General features: G+C 41.3%; 15 protein-coding genes. 7 read left to right on the forward strand and 8 right to left on the reverse strand.

The window, feature by feature from the left end; all coding sequences use genetic code 11:
* From HMPREF9412_RS23645 to HMPREF9412_RS23655, 3 genes are all read right to left on the reverse strand, one after another.
* Positions 1-556, reverse strand: a 556-nt coding sequence (locus HMPREF9412_RS23645) for a hypothetical protein (protein ID WP_036673341.1), incomplete at its 3' end; no start/stop codon positions are given.
* Between the two features lie 434 nt (positions 557-990).
* Positions 991-1728 carry an SMI1/KNR4 family protein gene (locus tag HMPREF9412_RS23650; protein WP_009594344.1) on the reverse strand — a complete coding sequence of 246 codons (738 nt, stop codon included), beginning with the start codon at positions 1726-1728 and terminating at the stop codon, positions 991-993.
* 112 nt (positions 1729-1840) lie between these two features.
* Positions 1841-2215 (reverse strand): hypothetical protein, encoded by a 375-nt coding sequence (locus tag HMPREF9412_RS23655; RefSeq protein WP_254664107.1) that lies wholly within the window; start codon positions 2213-2215, stop codon positions 1841-1843.
* 216 nt (positions 2216-2431) lie between these two features.
* Between HMPREF9412_RS23655 and HMPREF9412_RS23660 the strand changes: the two genes are divergently transcribed.
* The 3 genes from HMPREF9412_RS23660 to HMPREF9412_RS23670 all read left to right on the forward strand — a co-directional run bounded on the left by HMPREF9412_RS23660 (position 2432) and on the right by HMPREF9412_RS23670 (position 5117).
* The gene (locus HMPREF9412_RS23660; protein ID WP_009594346.1) at positions 2432-3550 is read left to right on the forward strand and encodes an RHS repeat domain-containing protein; all 1119 of its coding nucleotides are present in this window, start codon (positions 2432-2434) and stop codon (positions 3548-3550) included.
* Between the two features lie 474 nt (positions 3551-4024).
* Positions 4025-4312, forward strand: coding sequence for an ABC transporter permease subunit (locus tag HMPREF9412_RS33720; protein WP_441295382.1), 288 nt, complete (start codon positions 4025-4027; stop codon positions 4310-4312).
* Positions 4313-4454: 142 nt separating this feature from the next.
* Complete coding sequence (locus HMPREF9412_RS23670; RefSeq protein WP_009594334.1) at positions 4455-5117, forward strand: hypothetical protein; 663 nt, start codon at positions 4455-4457, stop codon at positions 5115-5117.
* Between the two features lie 402 nt (positions 5118-5519).
* Here the strand turns inward: HMPREF9412_RS23670 and HMPREF9412_RS23675 are convergent, their stop codons facing one another.
* The 3 genes from HMPREF9412_RS23675 to HMPREF9412_RS31805 all read right to left on the reverse strand — a co-directional run bounded on the left by HMPREF9412_RS23675 (position 5520) and on the right by HMPREF9412_RS31805 (position 8009).
* Complete coding sequence (locus HMPREF9412_RS23675; protein ID WP_036673345.1) at positions 5520-6062, reverse strand: hypothetical protein; 543 nt, start codon at positions 6060-6062, stop codon at positions 5520-5522.
* 370 nt (positions 6063-6432) lie between these two features.
* Positions 6433-6780 (reverse strand): hypothetical protein, encoded by a 348-nt coding sequence (locus HMPREF9412_RS23680; RefSeq protein WP_009594339.1) that lies wholly within the window; start codon positions 6778-6780, stop codon positions 6433-6435.
* Between the two features lie 2 nt (positions 6781-6782).
* Positions 6783-8009: a WXG100 family type VII secretion target gene (locus HMPREF9412_RS31805; RefSeq protein WP_009594337.1), complete on the reverse strand. Its 1227-nt coding sequence runs from the start codon at positions 8007-8009 to the stop codon at positions 6783-6785.
* A gap of 1079 nt (positions 8010-9088) precedes the next feature.
* Here HMPREF9412_RS31805 and HMPREF9412_RS23695 point away from each other — a divergent pair.
* Positions 9089-10492, forward strand: coding sequence for a helix-turn-helix domain-containing protein (locus tag HMPREF9412_RS23695; RefSeq protein WP_009594350.1), 1404 nt, complete (start codon positions 9089-9091; stop codon positions 10490-10492).
* Positions 10493-10822: 330 nt separating this feature from the next.
* Here the strand turns inward: HMPREF9412_RS23695 and HMPREF9412_RS23700 are convergent, their stop codons facing one another.
* A complete protein-coding gene (locus HMPREF9412_RS23700) occupies positions 10823-11902 on the reverse strand; it encodes an endonuclease NucS domain-containing protein (RefSeq protein WP_009594333.1) in 1080 nt (359 codons plus the stop codon).
* Between the two features lie 174 nt (positions 11903-12076).
* Between HMPREF9412_RS23700 and HMPREF9412_RS23705 the strand changes: the two genes are divergently transcribed.
* The 3 genes from HMPREF9412_RS23705 to HMPREF9412_RS23720 all read left to right on the forward strand — a co-directional run bounded on the left by HMPREF9412_RS23705 (position 12077) and on the right by HMPREF9412_RS23720 (position 14432).
* Positions 12077-12865, forward strand: coding sequence for a hypothetical protein (locus tag HMPREF9412_RS23705; RefSeq protein ID WP_036673349.1), 789 nt, complete (start codon positions 12077-12079; stop codon positions 12863-12865).
* Positions 12866-13378: 513 nt separating this feature from the next.
* Positions 13379-14011 carry a hypothetical protein gene (locus HMPREF9412_RS33120; RefSeq protein ID WP_009594345.1) on the forward strand — a complete coding sequence of 211 codons (633 nt, stop codon included), beginning with the start codon at positions 13379-13381 and terminating at the stop codon, positions 14009-14011.
* A gap of 1 nt (position 14012) precedes the next feature.
* On the forward strand, positions 14013-14432 hold the full coding sequence (locus tag HMPREF9412_RS23720) for a DUF6884 domain-containing protein (RefSeq protein ID WP_254664106.1): 420 nt from the start codon (positions 14013-14015) through the stop codon (positions 14430-14432).
* 924 nt (positions 14433-15356) lie between these two features.
* On the opposite strand, the gene HMPREF9412_RS23730 is transcribed toward HMPREF9412_RS23720, so the two are convergent.
* Positions 15357-17675, reverse strand: coding sequence for a restriction endonuclease-like protein (locus HMPREF9412_RS23730; RefSeq protein ID WP_009594338.1), 2319 nt, complete (start codon positions 17673-17675; stop codon positions 15357-15359).
* Between the last annotated feature and the right edge of the window lie 28 nt (positions 17676-17703).

Genomic DNA, 17703 nt, shown 5'->3' on the forward strand with positions numbered 1-17703 from the left:
TGGTCACTACAGAAGCGAAGGCCAGCAGAATTGCTGCTAGGCGAGGGAAGACTCTGGCACGTAATGTGGCGATGCCTAGCAACAGACCTCCTAGCATATACAATACTCCCGCGAGCGGCGCTAATATTGGGAAGATCCCCAGATGAACCTCGCTAACCGTTCCTCCAAAGAGCCCAACCATTCCTTCCACAAACTTCTCAGCATCACTTGTCAACAACGGCAAAACGAATGCTTCGATGAAACTAAAAATGATTGAGATTAACCAGAACAGATTGAACAAAAGGAAACCGACCAAGCCAAGCCACCTCGTTTCTTTCGCTTGGCTTATATAGAATCCCGTAATTCCGATCAGGTTAAAGAGCGACATAGCCATAGTCAGGCATGCAACCACTACCCAAGAGTTTGTGTGCACAGAAGAGATATCATCTGTCGGGTGGATAAACTGAATGACGATATATAGTATCCCTGCTATTACTGCCATAAATCCTGACCACCGTTTGAGAACATGTGGTGTTATTATTGATTTACTTCCCTCTTTATTGTGCTCTATATTCACGATGATTCCTCCACTTCTAGATATTAATAACATGATCGCCAAGTCTTTTCTCGACATGACAGGTTTTCGACTCCAACCATCCATTGAGGTTATTTTGAATTTTTTTGCTACGGCCCCTTCCTTATGTTTGTCGAATATAACTTAACAAATATAGCCTGCCCTTACTTTTCAAATCTTGCTGTAATTGGTGAAGGGATCGTAAGGATCTGAAAACGAAAAAAAGCACCTCTCTCGAGATGCAAACGAATTTAGAAATATATTTTCCCCAAAGGACGGGGAAGCGCTTATGATAGGCATTCTTCAAGAACAGCCATTAGTCGCCTCAAAATCTTTTTCAGAAGTCAGCATTCGAGGCTATGCAAACGAGAATCTTACTTCAATAATATGCAAATGGTTTACGCCATCCCTCCACTTCCTACCGTCCAGCTGAACCCTCACTGAGCTGACAGATTCGTTCGAAATGAAGGTAAGTCAGTTGCCTTCCCCATCTCGTTCAGCAAATTCTCCATGCTCGTTCTCTGAAAGGACGCCAGGTAAACAGCCAACAGTTCATCCGTCTCCTCTTCGGATATGTCAAGTTCAAACACGATCAGCACATCGTCCTTCAGATAGATTTTCCACGCATTCAGCTCCGATCCTTCCTCTATCTCATGCTCCGGTTCCTCCAGACGCATACATCCGCGATAGTCGGGCAAGCTCCACATGCTCTCATCGAATATAGCCCAATACGGCAGCCGATCCTCAACGCCCAGCTGAACGAGTCCCTTGCCAGCGAGAAAACGTTGAAGCGATCGATTTTCCAGCTGCCAGTCGGGAGAGTTCCACGCGCACAAATAGACCGGTGGATCTTCCTGCTCCAAATCCTGAATTCGGATCCCGCAATATATCACAGACTCCTCTACTTGATAGAAGATCAGAAACGCCTTGTCTGTCGTAAAAAAAGTGTCATCGGGAATGAACACATCCTGCAGAGGGAGCGGTTCATATTGGTTATTGCACCCTTGAGTGATATATGGGGAACTTCCCAAAATCTTGTAATAATCCCGAAGTACCGTCGGCAACGGGAAACCCAGGCTTTGTTCCTTGGCTTGAATGTCCGCCTCCGGAATGCCGTGGGCCTCCTCGTGATGCTCTCCTAATACGCGGAGAAGTCCTTCCATATTCGCTTTCATAAAAGTTGGGTCAACCTCCTCGACGTATATCGTTCAACAAGCTTCTGCGAGTTCTTCTAGGGAACATTGATACGCTTCGCAACGAATACATTTAATTTATTCAATCTAACAATCATGAATTTAATAATTCTGATGCTGAAACCTTTTTCCAGCCTTCAAGTCCTACTAAATTTAGTATACGTTCTTTTTCTGAAGCATCAAATTTGTCCGTATCTTTTTTAAGACCCCCTTCAAATTCCTTCATGTACTGCTCATTACTCGTGTCGGTAACATACATATAATAGACATCTTGGATCGTATCTCCGTTGCGAAATTGAAACTGAAAGACATACATTTGTTTAATTTCTTGAATATTAGGCAGTTGTTCGGGTTCTCCACTCTGTGCCCATTGTGCGGCATTCCTCAGCAAATCAGGGTCACTTTGAACATTGATCAGTTCGGGTTGAACGCGACTGGAATCATTACGGTACATATAAATATTTATCATATCCAATTTTACGGATTCTTCTATTTGATCCTGATTTCTTGGCGAACAGGAAGTTAGGATCAAAACAACAAGAACAACGCATAACAAAACTTTTTTTAAGTTAATATGAATCACCCCTATAAAAAATTTTAAACAAAGGAAGGATTTCCCATAAAAAAGAAGAATATGTAATTTGTATTAGTATTATACCATATTTAGCCAAAAGGAGTTGGGATCTTGAAGAAATTATTTTTTTCGGTCATTGCCTTAGTCCTATTGATGCCAAATCTAGCATCAGCTGATCAAATCGCTGTACCACAACAAGAAATGTTATCCTCTATTAATCAGATCAAGGAATACGTTTTGACCAACAGAGACGTTAACGTAATGTTATACGATGAAAACGGGAATATTCTTAACGAATTCCATAGCGATGGTAATGTAATTAATTATCAGTATGACGCAGACGGCGAAATGATATCTTCAACAGATTCGTATAATGGGATGCAGATTTATGAGCTTGACAAAAAAACTAATTCTCTAAGTATTAAAACTTATGCAAACTCGGCTTTTGTGAATGAAAAAAACCTTGTTAATGAAAACGAACAGGTTCCATTAGACACATCAGAAAACATTCCTATTCCCTATCCCATAGTTCCCTTTGCATATGAAAGTACAGTTATTTCGGGAGTTAATATGAATACTCTAATAACTGATGCTGACTTTACCAATTCTTCAACCATGAGCTCATCAGCTATTCAGACATTCTTTGAGAATAGAGACTCAGTATTGAAAAATGTTGTTCTAATCTATTATTTAGACTCGAATGGTAATCCATATTTTAATGGTCATACCATCAATGCCGCTTCAGCAATTAGTACAGCCGCCACAACAAACGGAGTCAATCCCAAGGTTATACTGGCAACTCTGCAAAAGGAATCTTCTCTAATTTCTGCTAAGCCAGGATCCGTTGATTATAGTTCTCGACGGTTCTATTATGCAATGGGTTATGGAGCAACCGATTCTGGTGATGATCGATCAAAAGGCGGGTTTAATTATCAAATTTCTGGTGGGACACAAACTCTTAAAAATCGTTATACCCAATCACCATCATCTGGATACCCAATAAAGCTACCTGATGGCACTGTTACAAGTATAAATTTTGGTAAATCTGTAACTTCCGGCGGAGTTACGTACAAAAACTATGTTTGGGTAGATAATAGAGCCACCTATTCTCTTTACCGTTATACACCACACACCATCGATACCTCACTTTTACCAACCATTGGGGGGGGAAATTACCTTTTTGTAAAAATTGCAACTGGTTGGTGGGGCTCATCATCACCTTGGAGATGATTTTTAATAATCTGGATTAATTCAAACTCAATATTTAAGTGTCACTCTAATTCCGACCATTCAAATGGAGGTCACAGCTTCAGTAGGATATTCTGCTGGAGTTGTGGCCTTTTATTTTTGATCATTCTATTTTTGAAAGTTAGGTGAGTTGAAGTGATGGGAAGATTCGTTTCCAATCCATTGTTCGGAAAATGCATGCTTTGGGTTCTCCCCATCTTACTAATGTTCTGTGGTCCATATTATCCAATCTTGATGTGATATCGAGAAAAATCCTCCCCCTGCCTCAAGACGTTTTATATTCTTTCAGGGAGCTACTGTTTACGGGGAATTAATCGAACATATCTCGATCAGCTTTCAAAGAGCCTTTATTGGTTTCTTAATCGGCGGGGGGATCGTTCTTGTACTTAGCTTTATTAATGGCTTATCGTCCATCCCCAAAAAATTATTGGATACAACGATTCAAATGTTCCTCATCTGGCGATGATTCCATTAGTCGGTCTATGGTTGGGCATTGGCGAGGAGTCGAAAATACTTTTGGTTGCGATCGGCGTGTTATTCCCAGTCTACATCAACACCCTGGACAGCATCCGCTTCTCCGTGGACAACGGATTGATCGAAATGGGGGACGTATACGGGCTGCCCTCAACTTCGCTCTTTTGGAGAGTCGTTCTGCCTGGTGCACTTCCTTCCATTCTAGTCGGACTACGCTACGCTTTAGGTATCATCTTTCGGTTAAAGGTAACTTATATCGCAGGCCATTAAGGATATATGTTCCGTCTTCACCTTCACCCTTCCTAACTATCGTCCTCGCTTGCATTATGCCATGAATTCCATTAACTTATTTTTGATAGCTTCATTTATTATAAATGATCGTACATGCAGTTGTAGGAGGATTGAGAGAGGCGTGATTCTCAAAAAGCACAGGTGTCTCATAGCCATCTTCATGACCTTGGCTGCCCTTTTTACCGGTTGCAGCACGTCCGTCAAACAAACCGTTCCGCAGAATACGGACCCCGAATCGATTTTAAGCGTAATCTATGATTTGGAAGGGATCAAATCCGCTGGTTCAGTGAACACGGAACCTTTGACAGAAATCTCGGAGATCGAAGAAAATATCAGCATCCGCTACCAATACGTTTTCTTGGTAAAAGATGCCGTCAATCAGAATAATCAAGCCGTTCCGGATCGGCTGTATGTCGTTTCTGCGGTCGAGAATACGAGGAAGGATCGGGAAATCAGCATCCAGTACATCGACGGCTCCATCAATGGAGAAATAGCCGAACACAATCCGCGGCACCTTCCCATTACCGTAAACCTATGCCCGGATGATTCCAACTCTCCTTGCGGAGCTGATGATTCGAAGACGTATCAAGCGAATGCGGTTGTTTTTTCGTTGGACCAATTCCCCGCATTTCGTTCGCATGGCAACGTCGTTGATATTAGCGTTAAGTATGCATTAGGTAAGAATAAAAAGGAGCTTCGCGAGCAATTTCTAAGCGATGCGGGGTTGCAGGAAACTGACGATGCTGTCGTTTCCCTGAGGCTGCCGGACACATTCGCGAAATAACCATCGAAAAATATGAATCTGTTGATTCAAGGGCACGAGGTCTGTTTAGGACTTGGTGTCCTTTTTTTGCTTAAAGAATTGACTTAGCATTTAACCAAAATAGGTTGCCCGTGATCGGATAATGACCTATTTCTAGTCCCTGTAACTGCCTATATCGCTATAGCATCAATATAATAAGCCGAAATTACCTTTTTTAGTTTCCTTCAAGGCGAATCCCGGCCCGGTATTTCCTTAGTTGATGGCAAGCAAAGCAGGAAAGCCAGCACCAAAACTATCGCCGTAGATTTCTGGGCTTGAATCATCACCATCGTCGGCCGTCGTCACACCCACATCAGAATAGGTTTAATACTCCGGTGGTTTTCGTATGCGCCGCGCTTGTACATGAAGTATTTTATAGCCCAACTAACTGACTGACTTAGATTTATTGATTTCATCAGTATAACTCTGGCTTTTTTCTTTTCTGAACAGAATATGTTCTATAGTGGCCTTCGCAAAAGTGAAACTAATCACGAATGGAAATGAAAGTGTTAGAAAAACAAGGTTTGCTGCATCTCGAGAAGTAATTCCGTCGTCACCTGATGCTGGTGAAAACAAATATCTTAGAAACCCTAAATCTGATTCTGGAACTACTATAATATAAATCGCAACGAACAAAGAAACACTACTTGCAATTGCTTGGTTCCATTCAAGTGCTACCTTAGCTCTTTTTAAAAAATCAATATCTCTATTATCAAGTAACACCCACAGTACACAGGACAATGGGATTAATATAAAAGGTGAAATCAATATGACCATACCATTCCCTCGCGTTAATACGCCAAGCATGAAACAGAAAAACATCCCTACAAATAATGGTTCTAATATAAAATAAAAGAACATTATTGCGAAGATATTTTTTTGTCTGATCGAAGAATATCTTCTTTTTATGCTTTTGAATACATTCACTATATGTGTAAACCTCCTTTAAATGCCATGCGTGGTTTATCGGTAATGTATAAGCGTTATTCTTCCATATTAAGTATTACTGGTTCCAAGGCGTTAAATCAAGGTTTACTTATTCATTCCTACCTTATATTCCCTCACACGCCGGTAAAATGTTGGTTACGTTCATGAGTTACTTTATTTGAAATAAACACTATGCGCATGAGGTTCATGTATTTGTGACCAAAAACGATCTATTTCTTCATCTGCTGATTCAGTATGCCGAGCGCACGAGTTTCGAGTTTAGCGCGTTCTATTGTTTAAGGAAGAGGGTTTTATAGGGCAAAAGAAAAACCTTGACTGAGTGACGAGCACTCGATCAAGGTTATACTAATTACTCTACAGTTACATTATCACTTCTAAATGTCATTATTTTTATATCTCCTTCACCTTCAAAGACGATTTTTATGTCTTTCGACGTTGAAGAAGAATCCACATCCGTACAACTGATCTCCAAGATTGAATCGGAATCTACCGTATCATTTGTTGAATCTAAATGATAACTTTGTACATTTTCAAAAGTAACCTTAATTACTTTCATTTCATCTTCCTCGGGACTGTAATTTTTTTGTCTCCAATTACAGAGATCGATATCGAGAACCAGTTTCTCGCCGTTAATACTAATATTTTCCAATAGACTGTCATGCAAATCGTATTCTTCAATAAAACTAGCTATTTTCATACTTACTCACCGTCCTTTATTACAATATGAGAAGCTTTCGAACCTTTACCCACAGGATTTCCGTCAATATCAAAAAAATAATCGACTTTTTTATCAGTATAATTCGGATTGTGGATATGGTAATGGTCTACCGCTTCAAATCCTGTTGCACCTTTCTTTCCTGGATCATAACTGATTTTTACACCTGTTTCCGGATTATAATATTCCCGAGACATGGTATTCTCGGCTTTCCTTGGATCAGTTACATCCTGCCAGCCTTCGTTGAGCAATTGATCTGGTGTCTTTGTTCGTATGTCGTTGATCATGTTGCCCATGGCATTACTCGTACCCTCATCCCCCGACTTCTTACCGTCACCATCACCGCCACGATCGCCGCCACCACTACCACTACCACTACCACTACCACTACCACTACCACTACCACTACCGCCGCTATTACCGCCACCAAGCTCATCATGCTTATTATTCAGCGGGCCTCTACCCCTAATTCCAGCACGGTTGAGAATAGCGCCTCCAAGAATCATAGCCGACTGTTGACCCAAGTAATTGGACCAGCCGCCTGCTGAATCGACTTCTTTCATTGTGTCTGCCACGATTTTTTCACGATATTCGTTATTAAAAACCATACGGCCGGCCCATGCCGCTGTGTCCCAAATATCCTCGACCGTCCCGATGGTTGCATTATAGAGCATGTCTTTCCCGGTTCCAAGCGGATCTTCGTACAAGGATATCGCCGTATCCTTTAATGAGTTCCCTAACTGGGCGGCCCCGATCTTTACGCCCTCCCATAGTTCCTCTGCTTCTTGCTTCACGGTGTCCCATGCCTTCCCGGCTTCCTGTTGCACCGAATTCCAGGCTTCCTCCGCTTTTCTCCCGGCATCCTCTACGGCACTATAGCCTGCGGGTCCCCTCATCATAGGGAATGTTCCCAGCACATGCCCAGCAACTTGGATCGGTTGTCCCCGCTCATCTGCTGACTTAAATCGTTGGGCAATCCCTCTGAGCTCCAGGCTTGTCCGATGGATATGCTCCGTGGTCTGCGTCATCTCCCGATGCGCCTGCTGAAAATCCGCATAAAAACGGGATCTCGTCGTACCTTCCCAGGCAGACTCCAGCATATGGATGTTCTGGTTCAGCATGTGTATCATTGCTTCCAGCTGTTCATGCGCCCTGGAGCATTGCAATGCAACGTGCAGCAACATCTCCGGTGTCACCAAAATTCTACTCATAACAACCTCACCATCTTACTTCCGGGATTGAACCCGATCTCCGATCATAGTTAACTTAAATATTTTACTCCACTTGAATTATATGGAAAAGGTTCTTGAGGCCTTGCTATGTCACTTTAAAACTAGGATCTTTTTCTCAGTTAATAGCGGGACTTTATTACGAGCGGGATTCTCAGTAATATGACCATTATTATAGGTGGGAGGATGAAGGGAGTCACGGACATACCTTAAAAAATGGGGCGAATAGATGGGTTAATTTATCCTTTATTATTCTCGTCCTGCTTGCTTGCACTGAATATCTGTTTAGAAAAAAATAATTTCTACTTGTCCTTAGGTATCAATGGAACACCGGAAAAACTGCTGTATTCCTACCGACGATAATCGGTGAATCCACCAATTCCTTAAAGTTTACACCCTTATAACCATACTCATGTAATAATGACTTGGTAGCCTTTTCCCCCAATGTTACAACAACTTTAGGTAGAATGATCCCCTCAATGAGAGGTTTAAGAAATAAGGACACGCGATTACGAAACCACGATCCTCTCACTTTACCAGCTAGCCCACCTTCTGTTTTCACACACAAGATAGCATTGGAAAAAATAAATAGTCATGTTTGTTTTTACCGTTACTTTTACACCAGCAATATTTAACTATCATGGACAATCCATCTGTAAAATTCACTCCCTAACGTTTTACGAAACAAATATAAACAAGCAAATAGTAAATTAAAAACAGTAAAAGCCAGTGTATCCCCATTCATCTCGCCCCATGTCTCGAAAGCTGAAATCCAGATTTCATCCACCTGTTCGTCTAGAAACTGCATCGTTTCCCAATTAGGCTCCTTATCACCGCTTGTTAAGAGAATAGAAGTCAGTCATATAGAGCATCATCATCATTAATAAGCGTTTCATTAAACCGTCCTTCCTATCCTTCAAAGTTAAGTGTAACAACGCTAACAGAAACATTCCTAAATCAAATCCCAATAAAGTTATTGACCAATGGTGTATTTATACATTAAATTACTTATATACGTCATTTTCCTGAATATGGAATATGAATCTGGAGGGGGGATATCTTTGTTACCTACAGACACAACGATAAGTACGGAACTATTACGATACCTGAAGAAGACAAACCTCAGCATTTCCGCGTTTGCAAATAAATCAAGAATTAATTCAGGAACACTGAGCCGATTCATCAAAGGGCAACAGCCCCTTTCCGTCTCCAACCTTGATTTAGTTACTGAAGCTATGAAATTGGAAGAGGGATATTTTTATTCCTTATATGCGTATGAATGCATGATTCAGTCATCCCCTAATTGGAGACGACTTGGCCCATTTATCATGCGCTGTGCCGAACTAAATAAACTCAAATGCTTAGATCAGCTTGTTGGAATGATGATGGATAATTTAACGTATTCATCTTTGCTCTTTGATACCGCAGAAGCACTATACCATAAGGGAAATCGAGAAGCGGCCCTGATCATTTACAAAAAGGTTGCCGAAAGTGAAAAATACCAACATGCCGAGCGATTGGGTATGTGTCAATACAGAATATTTACTTGCTCCTTAAACTCTGATCAGGAACATAACCTGGACTGCACAATACAGTTTGAAAACTATGTCAAACGGCTCCCTGATGCAGTACAATTAGATGCACTAAAAGATTTAGCGAACACGTTATTATCTTTACGTAAATGGAATAAGGCGAAATACTATATTCAGGAGATGGGACGTATCTCCAGAGTACTATATTCTCAAAAACATAAACAAGCCAGACCTAGCAGTAGACTTAAACGACCAGCCAAGCCTTTGTTCGGCTATATTTTGTACTCTGATTTGCTGTTAGGTTCGATAGCAGCTGAAAACGATGACTATGATCAAGCACTTTATTATGTATCCTGTTACGAGGATCAAAGCTGGGTTAAAGAATCAGATGAAGCTGCCGAAATAACCAAAGAACAATTTCGGGAATGGGCAAAAGGTAACCGTTATTTATATGAACTAATGAAAGGTAATACAGATGTGCTAGAACCGTATATCGATTATCTATCCTCCCGTGAAAACGAAATACTAAAGGCTTTATTTAAAATCATTCAGGCAGCTAATATGTATCATTTTGAAATCGATCAATATCTTGATAGATTCGAAAAATTGATCTTAAACCATCTCAAACGCGGGGGAGGAGTCGGAAGTTATACAGAATATATAATAGATGACCGTTTTGCCAATTTTCTTACCGATCTCGGTAAGTATTACATATGGAAGGATAACATTCAAAAAGGATCGAAATATATATTGGAGAGTTTGGAAATCTCATATAAAATTAATAGTACAGCTAACATCGTGAGATGCTGCACGACGATTGAGCATATCCGACATAAGTTAAGTCATGTAGATCTCCAAAAATACGCCGCCATAATGAAGGAGGTTTATTATCGCAATGAAAAAAAAATTAGTGGTGTTTTCACTCATCCTTAGCTTCACTGGAGCTTTGGTATTACCGGGTAGCCTAACTATAACCGATCCATCAAAGCCGATTCCTACCATCCCGATGTCTACCACAAACAGCCATGGTGAGGGTGGCTGGTGATTAGTGCTCGCTTACTCACCGCCTTCGGCAAAGCACTCGCACGGAATAGCTCATACAAGATGACCTAAGCAATCAATTCACGTGATCGACCGATTGAATATAAGTGATGATGAAGAGCCGAGGCTAATGATATTTGTCTAGCCTTGGCTCTCTATGTTAAGTCGTCGATTTAGATGGAGGTATCAATACCTCACGAACTCCTAGATGAATATACCCTACTATTCTTCATCTATTTGAAAATGGTGAGTGAGACGTTCAATAGTAAACTGGTTTCTCAATTTACATGCTGAGTTCTGATTTGCAAACATCCCTTTTTCCCAGATAGCTTCATGCTTCGGAACCGTCTTAATCCAATCCACGCGCACCACGTACTCGCAGAGATCAGGATCATCGACATCCTTATCCATGCTGACCTGTAAATCTGCATCGAGAAGCGGAATATTCTCCTCATCAACTAACACGTTAAAATCCTTGATTGGCACCACTTCATCTTCAACAATACCTACACCAACATACCCTACCTTAGGAATACACGCAAAGATCCGGGCACCCGGCTTAAGGAGATTCAGTGTATTGCTGTACCACCTTCCTTGTCCAGCCGAAATGAAGCCGTATCGTCTGCAATCCTCCCAGTTCCGATGAATCCCGTCTCCCAAGGAAACGTAATAGTCTTTTCCGTTCCAAGGAGCCTTTCCTGTCTTTTTGGACGTCACGCTGGAAGCTTTCGCTTCTACTTGGTTGGGATCAATAAGCCAGTTCCTAGCTAAATACTCGTTATCTCCATCTTTGAAATAATGGACGAAGAGAGCATTAACAGGTACACCGAAGGTCGTCAAATAATTAATAATGCGTTCAGTGGATGGATCCAGCTCAGCTGATACGATAATTAATTCATGCAGCTCATTTAAGGCATCAGGAAAATCAGTCTTGAAATGATCTACAAACTCTTGCTCCAGCTGCTTTCCTGGATTTTTATCACTATAAATACGAATGATATCCGTGTAATCTAGCTGTTGAACCCAGGAGGCATAATCCAGCGTTTGCGCAACAACTTCACGAGGCGTCTTGTTACGCTTAAGCTCAATTACAACCAAATTACCTTCGGCATTCATCGCTAAGATGTCGATGAATTTACCGAACGCCGTACTGATCTGCCTGCCGATAAGCATCAAGGAAGGGTCAATAATGCTAATATCATCGGCAATGACATCCTCGAGCTTACGCTCGGTTTCTATACTTGAAAAATGGATCTTCTCCACCTTTTCATTGATTTTCCACACTCCTAGTTCGATGGGCATATGAGCTTGCTCCTTTTCCAATCAGTATTAAATGATTACATCACTTAGGAACGTTGGCGATAAAAGATTAATAAAATACTTTCCAAATATTATCGATCAAATATAATAGATAATATTGCCAATCCCTATTGGATGATAATACCTACATGTTATCAGAAAGGACAAAATCAAGAAATGAAAAAACTAGCAATACTAATCGCATTTATTTTTATCCTTACAGTGACATCTGCCTGTGGAAAAACAAGTGACCAATTAAATACTTCCCAAGCATTACAGAGCAACGAGGAAAAGCATCAGGAACAAAAGAACAAGGGGGATGATAGCTTAAACATTCCACCTGACAACGAGGAAACTACAACTACTTCACACAATAGTCAGCAAGAAGTTACACCGAATAATGTTGAGACACTGCCAGATCATGCGGCCCTAGATATTCCGACGTCCGACTCATTAATTCGTTCTCCTGAAGGAAAGAATTTATCTCAAGTTGAGTGGCAACCTGGTGCGCCGGATGTGACTTTGCCTATAAGATTTGGTACAACGGAGGCTGAATTAGTTCTAGGACTAGATCACCCTAACGGGACTAAGGCTGTGATGATCTTCCCTTCTACTCCCGTGGGTTGGCAACTTGACTTGTCTGGTGATACGGGAGTATTCGACGAATACGGGGAATTACAGGAGGGTTATAAAATTCAAGCGGCTCTCCATGATTTTGATCAAGATGGCATAAACGAATTAATCGTCACAGCTGGTGACTCAATAATTGATTTAAGCATTTGGGTTTATTCCTTTACAACCGTCGGGGACTTGCAGAAAATCAATCCAATCAAGCAAGAATTATCAATTACTGGCCAGAGGTACATAGAGCTTGATGATGATGAAATCATTGCCCCTTATGGATCTCAAGGATTATTCGAATACTATAAATATGTGGATAAAGTGTTTATGCAACCCGTTTACTAGTTTCTCTAATAATCCGATTAAAGCTAACTTGGGGGACATAATGACGAAAAAAGATTTATTAGAACAATGGAATAGTACATACAAAAACTACTCTGTTTCTTTTACATCTGTAAATGAAGTAATTGACCCGACTAAGATCATAACGCGCTTAGAGCAACTACTCAACGGGGTAAGCTTTACAGATTCCATTTATATATTGCATATCATTTCTGAAGAGCAAGAATTAACCCCTATATATATTGGGCGAAGTAATGCTCCTATTACTCGGTGGAGGTCGCATCTTAGTGGCCTTATCAAAGCGAAGGGTCTGTATGCTACATGGAGAAAGTTGTTATTTAATGAACATGGAAGCCTCAAGCATAATACAAAATTACAGGTGATAGTCGATACCCATTTGACCCATTCTCCAATACCTGGTTTTCCCTGCACAATTGGATCCGTGGAATATCAGTTAGTGAGTTTAGTATCCGACACCTATCCAAAGTCTCTATTAAATCGTGAGGGGAATCGTCGATGATTTCATTTACTAAATGGCTTAAATCTAATCAAGGTCATGTATTTGTTCCGTTATTTGAGACATTCGAAGGATCGCTACAAGTAGTTACCAAAGTTAAAGTTGTGAAGGATAAAGATAGACGTCTGTTAAGACGTTCTTCCTTAATGGAGCAGGGAGTAATCGATGTTATAGAATCTAATATCAAAAATCCATATTGGGAAGGTATCATCTATGTCATGGGTACTGGAGATTCAGACAATTTCAAACCGTTGTATATTGGCAAGACTGAAAGAAAAGGTGTTAAGAATGAAATCAGTGCTAATATTAAAAATATCCGAAGAAACTTTCACATGTTTGCAAGATGGGGAGATGGACTCGCCTACCATATCGGGGATCTTAGCCAAGTTCTATTCGGTTTTGAAGGTTATCAGAAGCCACAGAAAAAATATAAACGGTGGGCCGAAGCTATGTTCTCATCGTATGATCCACCAATCCTAAATGAATCCGTAAACTTTTACGTCGCGCCATGGTTTGAAGGACAAATTGGTCTATCAGGATTGCCTGGTTCGCTACCAGCTGTTGAGAAAGAAATGATAGCTATTGCTTCCTATCAGTTTGGTGAAACACTCTTGAACAAGGATGGTGTTTAATTTGATTAAAATCGCACTTGTCAGTTGTACAAAAATCAAACAGGATTTCACTTGCGATGCTCGAACAATGTACAGTAAATCACCTTTTTTTTCCAATATTGTTCGATTTGTTGAACAACGTGAATATATGGACTGGTACATTATGTCGGCTAAATATGGATTAATCACAAAAGATCAAATTATTGATCCTTATGATATTACTCTAAACAAACTGAAGTCTGCTCAACGAAAGGCTTGGGCAGAGCAAGTCTTTAAAGCAATTAGTGACCTAGATGTGACTGAAATTGATTTTTATGCTGGAAAGAAATATCGTGAATATCTTATACCTCTCCTTGAGATGAAGCACATTACCTGTAATGTTCCATTACAAAGGCTTGGTATCGGAGAGCAGTTAAAGTATTTATCAAAGAACACTTATTAGGAAATTGAGAATTGATCTGCTCATGGTCACTTAAGGAACAAGTAACGTTACTTTTAAATAAAAATGAGAGGGATTGAGCGCACCGCTCCCTTTCTCCAAGTATACGGGGATACATCCAAAGGCCTTTAGACTGTTTCCTTTTTATGTAATATACAAAACGCAAGTGGATCAAAGTTGCTGAACTTGATTTTTGGGGAATTGTAGCAATCTTCCCCCACTACACAGAGCCATCATTCACGTAATAAGATTCATGAACCCATCCCCATTACCCCAAAGAATGAATTTTATCGACATATTCAGTAATCATCCCTCTCTCTATCCCATCTAAATATCATTCATATGCTCCTAATAGCAACGACTTCACATTCTGAATAGAAGAAGTAAACTCAGACTAACAAGTTATTGAACAATAAGTATTTAAGTTATATAAGCAAGTTACCAGGGCAATAACAAACAACAATAAGGCTGCTTATTAGCAGCCCTCTAAATTTCACTCGATGATTAATTCTTAGCCTTTACTCTGTCAATCGTATACCCTTGGTCTTTGTAATACATCTCCATCAGTCTTTCAAAGTCCGTCCCCAACAGTTTATGGATGTCTGCAGTTATGAGTTGAGCATCCGCACGCTTATCCATAGTCTTGATATTGGATGACGCGTTTTCGTATCACACGAAGTTGTGGCTGTGCTAGAAGAAATCCTAGTTGTTACGAATCCCAGCCTTCTTCTTCGCTCTCCTTTTTCGTGTCCAAGCAGCCCCAACAACTTCTGCAATAATTAGCCCTACGAAAAACACACCCACAAACATACCCCAATGTAACTTAGGGTTAATAAAATACAACGAGAGAGCCAGGATTGTAAACAACCCTCTCAGCACATATGCGATTTGTCGCCCTTCGGCTTTATATGTTCTCGCCATAACGGTTTAACCTTCCCATTGATTAAAATTGTCCGAACCGTGAATCCCCAGCACCCGCTTCGCCAAATCCACTTGATCATGATCAAGCTCCACCTTGACCGTACCTAGACGTCTCTGTTCGCGCCACTTTATCAGGTCCTCTTCCGTCTCAAGTTTTAGTTCCGCGATTTCCAGAGCTCGGTCAAACATGTACTTCGATGTATACAAAGCGGTATAGATACCTCTCCCGCCAGAAACGATCGGTTGATCCCGTTTGATCCACTGATCGATTATAAATTTGACATATAACTTCTCTTCAGAGCCTCGTCTTGCCGGACGTTCGGTAATTTCTTTGCGACGCAGAACCTTCCAATCCACGACACGTCCGTACCAATGGATCCCCGTCTCTTCCGTAGAGGCGAATTTTCCCTTCGATTGATACAGAGCGATGTATTCAATCTGCGTGAGAATCTTGTGATCTGTCACGTTCTCTAGTGGCATATGATAAAAGTTCAGTTTGAGTGCCTGCTCCAACTGGGAAGGCTCCCTTAACGAACCGACAAGCATGTTTTTGCCAGCCAACTTATCTTGGTAGTAGTTCTTCGTGCCTCGTGGTCTTGTGGAGCGTTCGTATGCTTTCTCCGGGCTGTCTCTAATGATCTCATCTAAGAACGCTTCCATAAGCTCGGTCGAATTCGGCAGAAATGGAACAGCACCCACATTAACGAGCTCGATACTTCTATAGAAACGATGCTCCCGGAATTTCTCCTCATCATGATACGGAAATAGCACATAGGCGCCAAACATGCTCCGCTCATACTCTTGTCCTTGCCCTTCAGCATACACAATCGCATCCCGGTACCGATGCATCGTGTTGATATCCTCTTCCTCGGGACCTGGCTGCTTATATTTTTCATAATAAGGGGTACCCTCGTATGCCGGATTCAACCGATACTTAGCATCGAAAATATACTTATACTCCACTGCAGCCTCATTCTTCTTAAGCGTTAGCACATTATCCGGCTTCTGGCCAAGCGTAGCGCTCCGATCGCCTTTCGGAAGTGCGTTGTAATAGAGCGTAAACATTTCCCCGTTACTCGGGTTGCGGTACACCATTTTAGCCTTCGCCGACTTATCCAATGTCACAAAAATCCCCGTGCGCTGCACCTTAATAATATCTTGCTTAAGAAGCTCGTATTTCCGGCTGAGAACATCATGGATTTTCAAGAAACACCAATACTCATACAGCTGCGCCAAGTCTTTCATCGAGAGCCGGAACAAGTCGCTTTGAATGGACAGCCCTTTCATAAGCATCAGATAATTCCGATACACTTCCCGGTATCCAGGTGCCATCTGCAATACTAGGGACACTGATAGCTGCTTCATCCCACCAACATTCAGAAAGTCGAGACTTAGCAATCGCTGTAGCTGGTTCTTCATGGAACCTATTCGCCTCATGAGAAGTGGATCTTGCAACCGAGACTTTCCGGACAGTCTGAGCTTCAGTTCTTTTAATTTGCTTAATATGCGTTCAAGCACCCACCGCACAAAACGGTTCTCCATCGTATCATATTGGATTTGTCTTTTCGTCTCCAAAGCATGATTAGGGTACAGCGAATGCCCATTAACCGATATAAAACCAATCCTGTCATCATGCCGAAGTAAATGCGGGTGTTTCGTCAGGTAAGCTATGTTTTCTTTACCACTCTTCTTGACTCTAGCTGCCTCCACCTTCCGCATCTCTTTCACCAACTTATAGTTAGGCGAAGTTTGGATTCGTTCTACGGCCTGGACAAGCTGTTCAAACACATGCTGTAAAATCGTAAAAAACTCCGTCAAACTCTGGTTCTTCGTTTCCTTTAAACCGGTGAGATGGTACGTTTTACGAAGGAAATCGAATGACAAATTATAAATCTGCCGGTTCACGTCGCTAAGGATCGCTTGATAATCTTCCTTATAATCCATTTTGGAAGGGAAAACCTCTAATTGCAGCTGAAAAATAGCCTGACCACCCAGACGAAGCTCCAAATCCGTTAAACCAACCTCATTCTGAAAGTTCAGGATCCCCGACAGGATCGACTGCCCAAGTGGCTTAATTGCCTGCCTGACACTGGCATTCTCATGATGGAAGGTTAGAGCCAGCGGCTGCTTTTTCTCCACCACAAGCTCATACGACTGTGTCTCGAAAAATAGCGGCCAGCTCTTCTCCCCCATCTGCCATGAAATAAGCTTCCCTGTCTCCGGCGAGAACATAGAAATCTGTTCAATTTTTAATTCACTCGAAAGGGATTGAACCTGGAGGCTTGTATCGATCCATTCCCCATCATTATGACGATGAAGTTGCATAGACTCCACCGTTGGATGATACGGTTTA

This window comes from Paenibacillus sp. HGF5 (assembly GCF_000204455.1).
GTDB classification, from domain to species: domain Bacteria; phylum Bacillota; class Bacilli; order Paenibacillales; family Paenibacillaceae; genus Paenibacillus_AQ; species Paenibacillus_AQ lautus_A.

Excerpts from the sequence above, each read along its gene's own strand:
- HMPREF9412_RS23650 (WP_009594344.1), bottom strand. The coding sequence starts at position 1,728 with ATGAAAGCGAATATGGAAGGACTTCTCCGCGTATTAGGAGAGCATCAC.
- HMPREF9412_RS23655 (WP_254664107.1), bottom strand. The coding sequence starts at position 2,215 with ATGATAAATATTTATATGTACCGTAATGATTCCAGTCGCGTTCAACCC.
- HMPREF9412_RS23680 (WP_009594339.1), bottom strand. The coding sequence starts at position 6,780 with ATGAAAATAGCTAGTTTTATTGAAGAATACGATTTGCATGACAGTCTA.
- HMPREF9412_RS31805 (WP_009594337.1), bottom strand. The coding sequence starts at position 8,009 with ATGAGTAGAATTTTGGTGACACCGGAGATGTTGCTGCACGTTGCATTG.
- HMPREF9412_RS23700 (WP_009594333.1), bottom strand. The coding sequence starts at position 11,902 with ATGCCCATCGAACTAGGAGTGTGGAAAATCAATGAAAAGGTGGAGAAG.
- HMPREF9412_RS23705 (WP_036673349.1), top strand. The coding sequence starts at position 12,077 with ATGAAAAAACTAGCAATACTAATCGCATTTATTTTTATCCTTACAGTG.
- HMPREF9412_RS33120 (WP_009594345.1), top strand. The coding sequence starts at position 13,379 with ATGATTTCATTTACTAAATGGCTTAAATCTAATCAAGGTCATGTATTT.
- HMPREF9412_RS23730 (WP_009594338.1), bottom strand. The coding sequence starts at position 17,675 with ATGCAACTTCATCGTCATAATGATGGGGAATGGATCGATACAAGCCTC.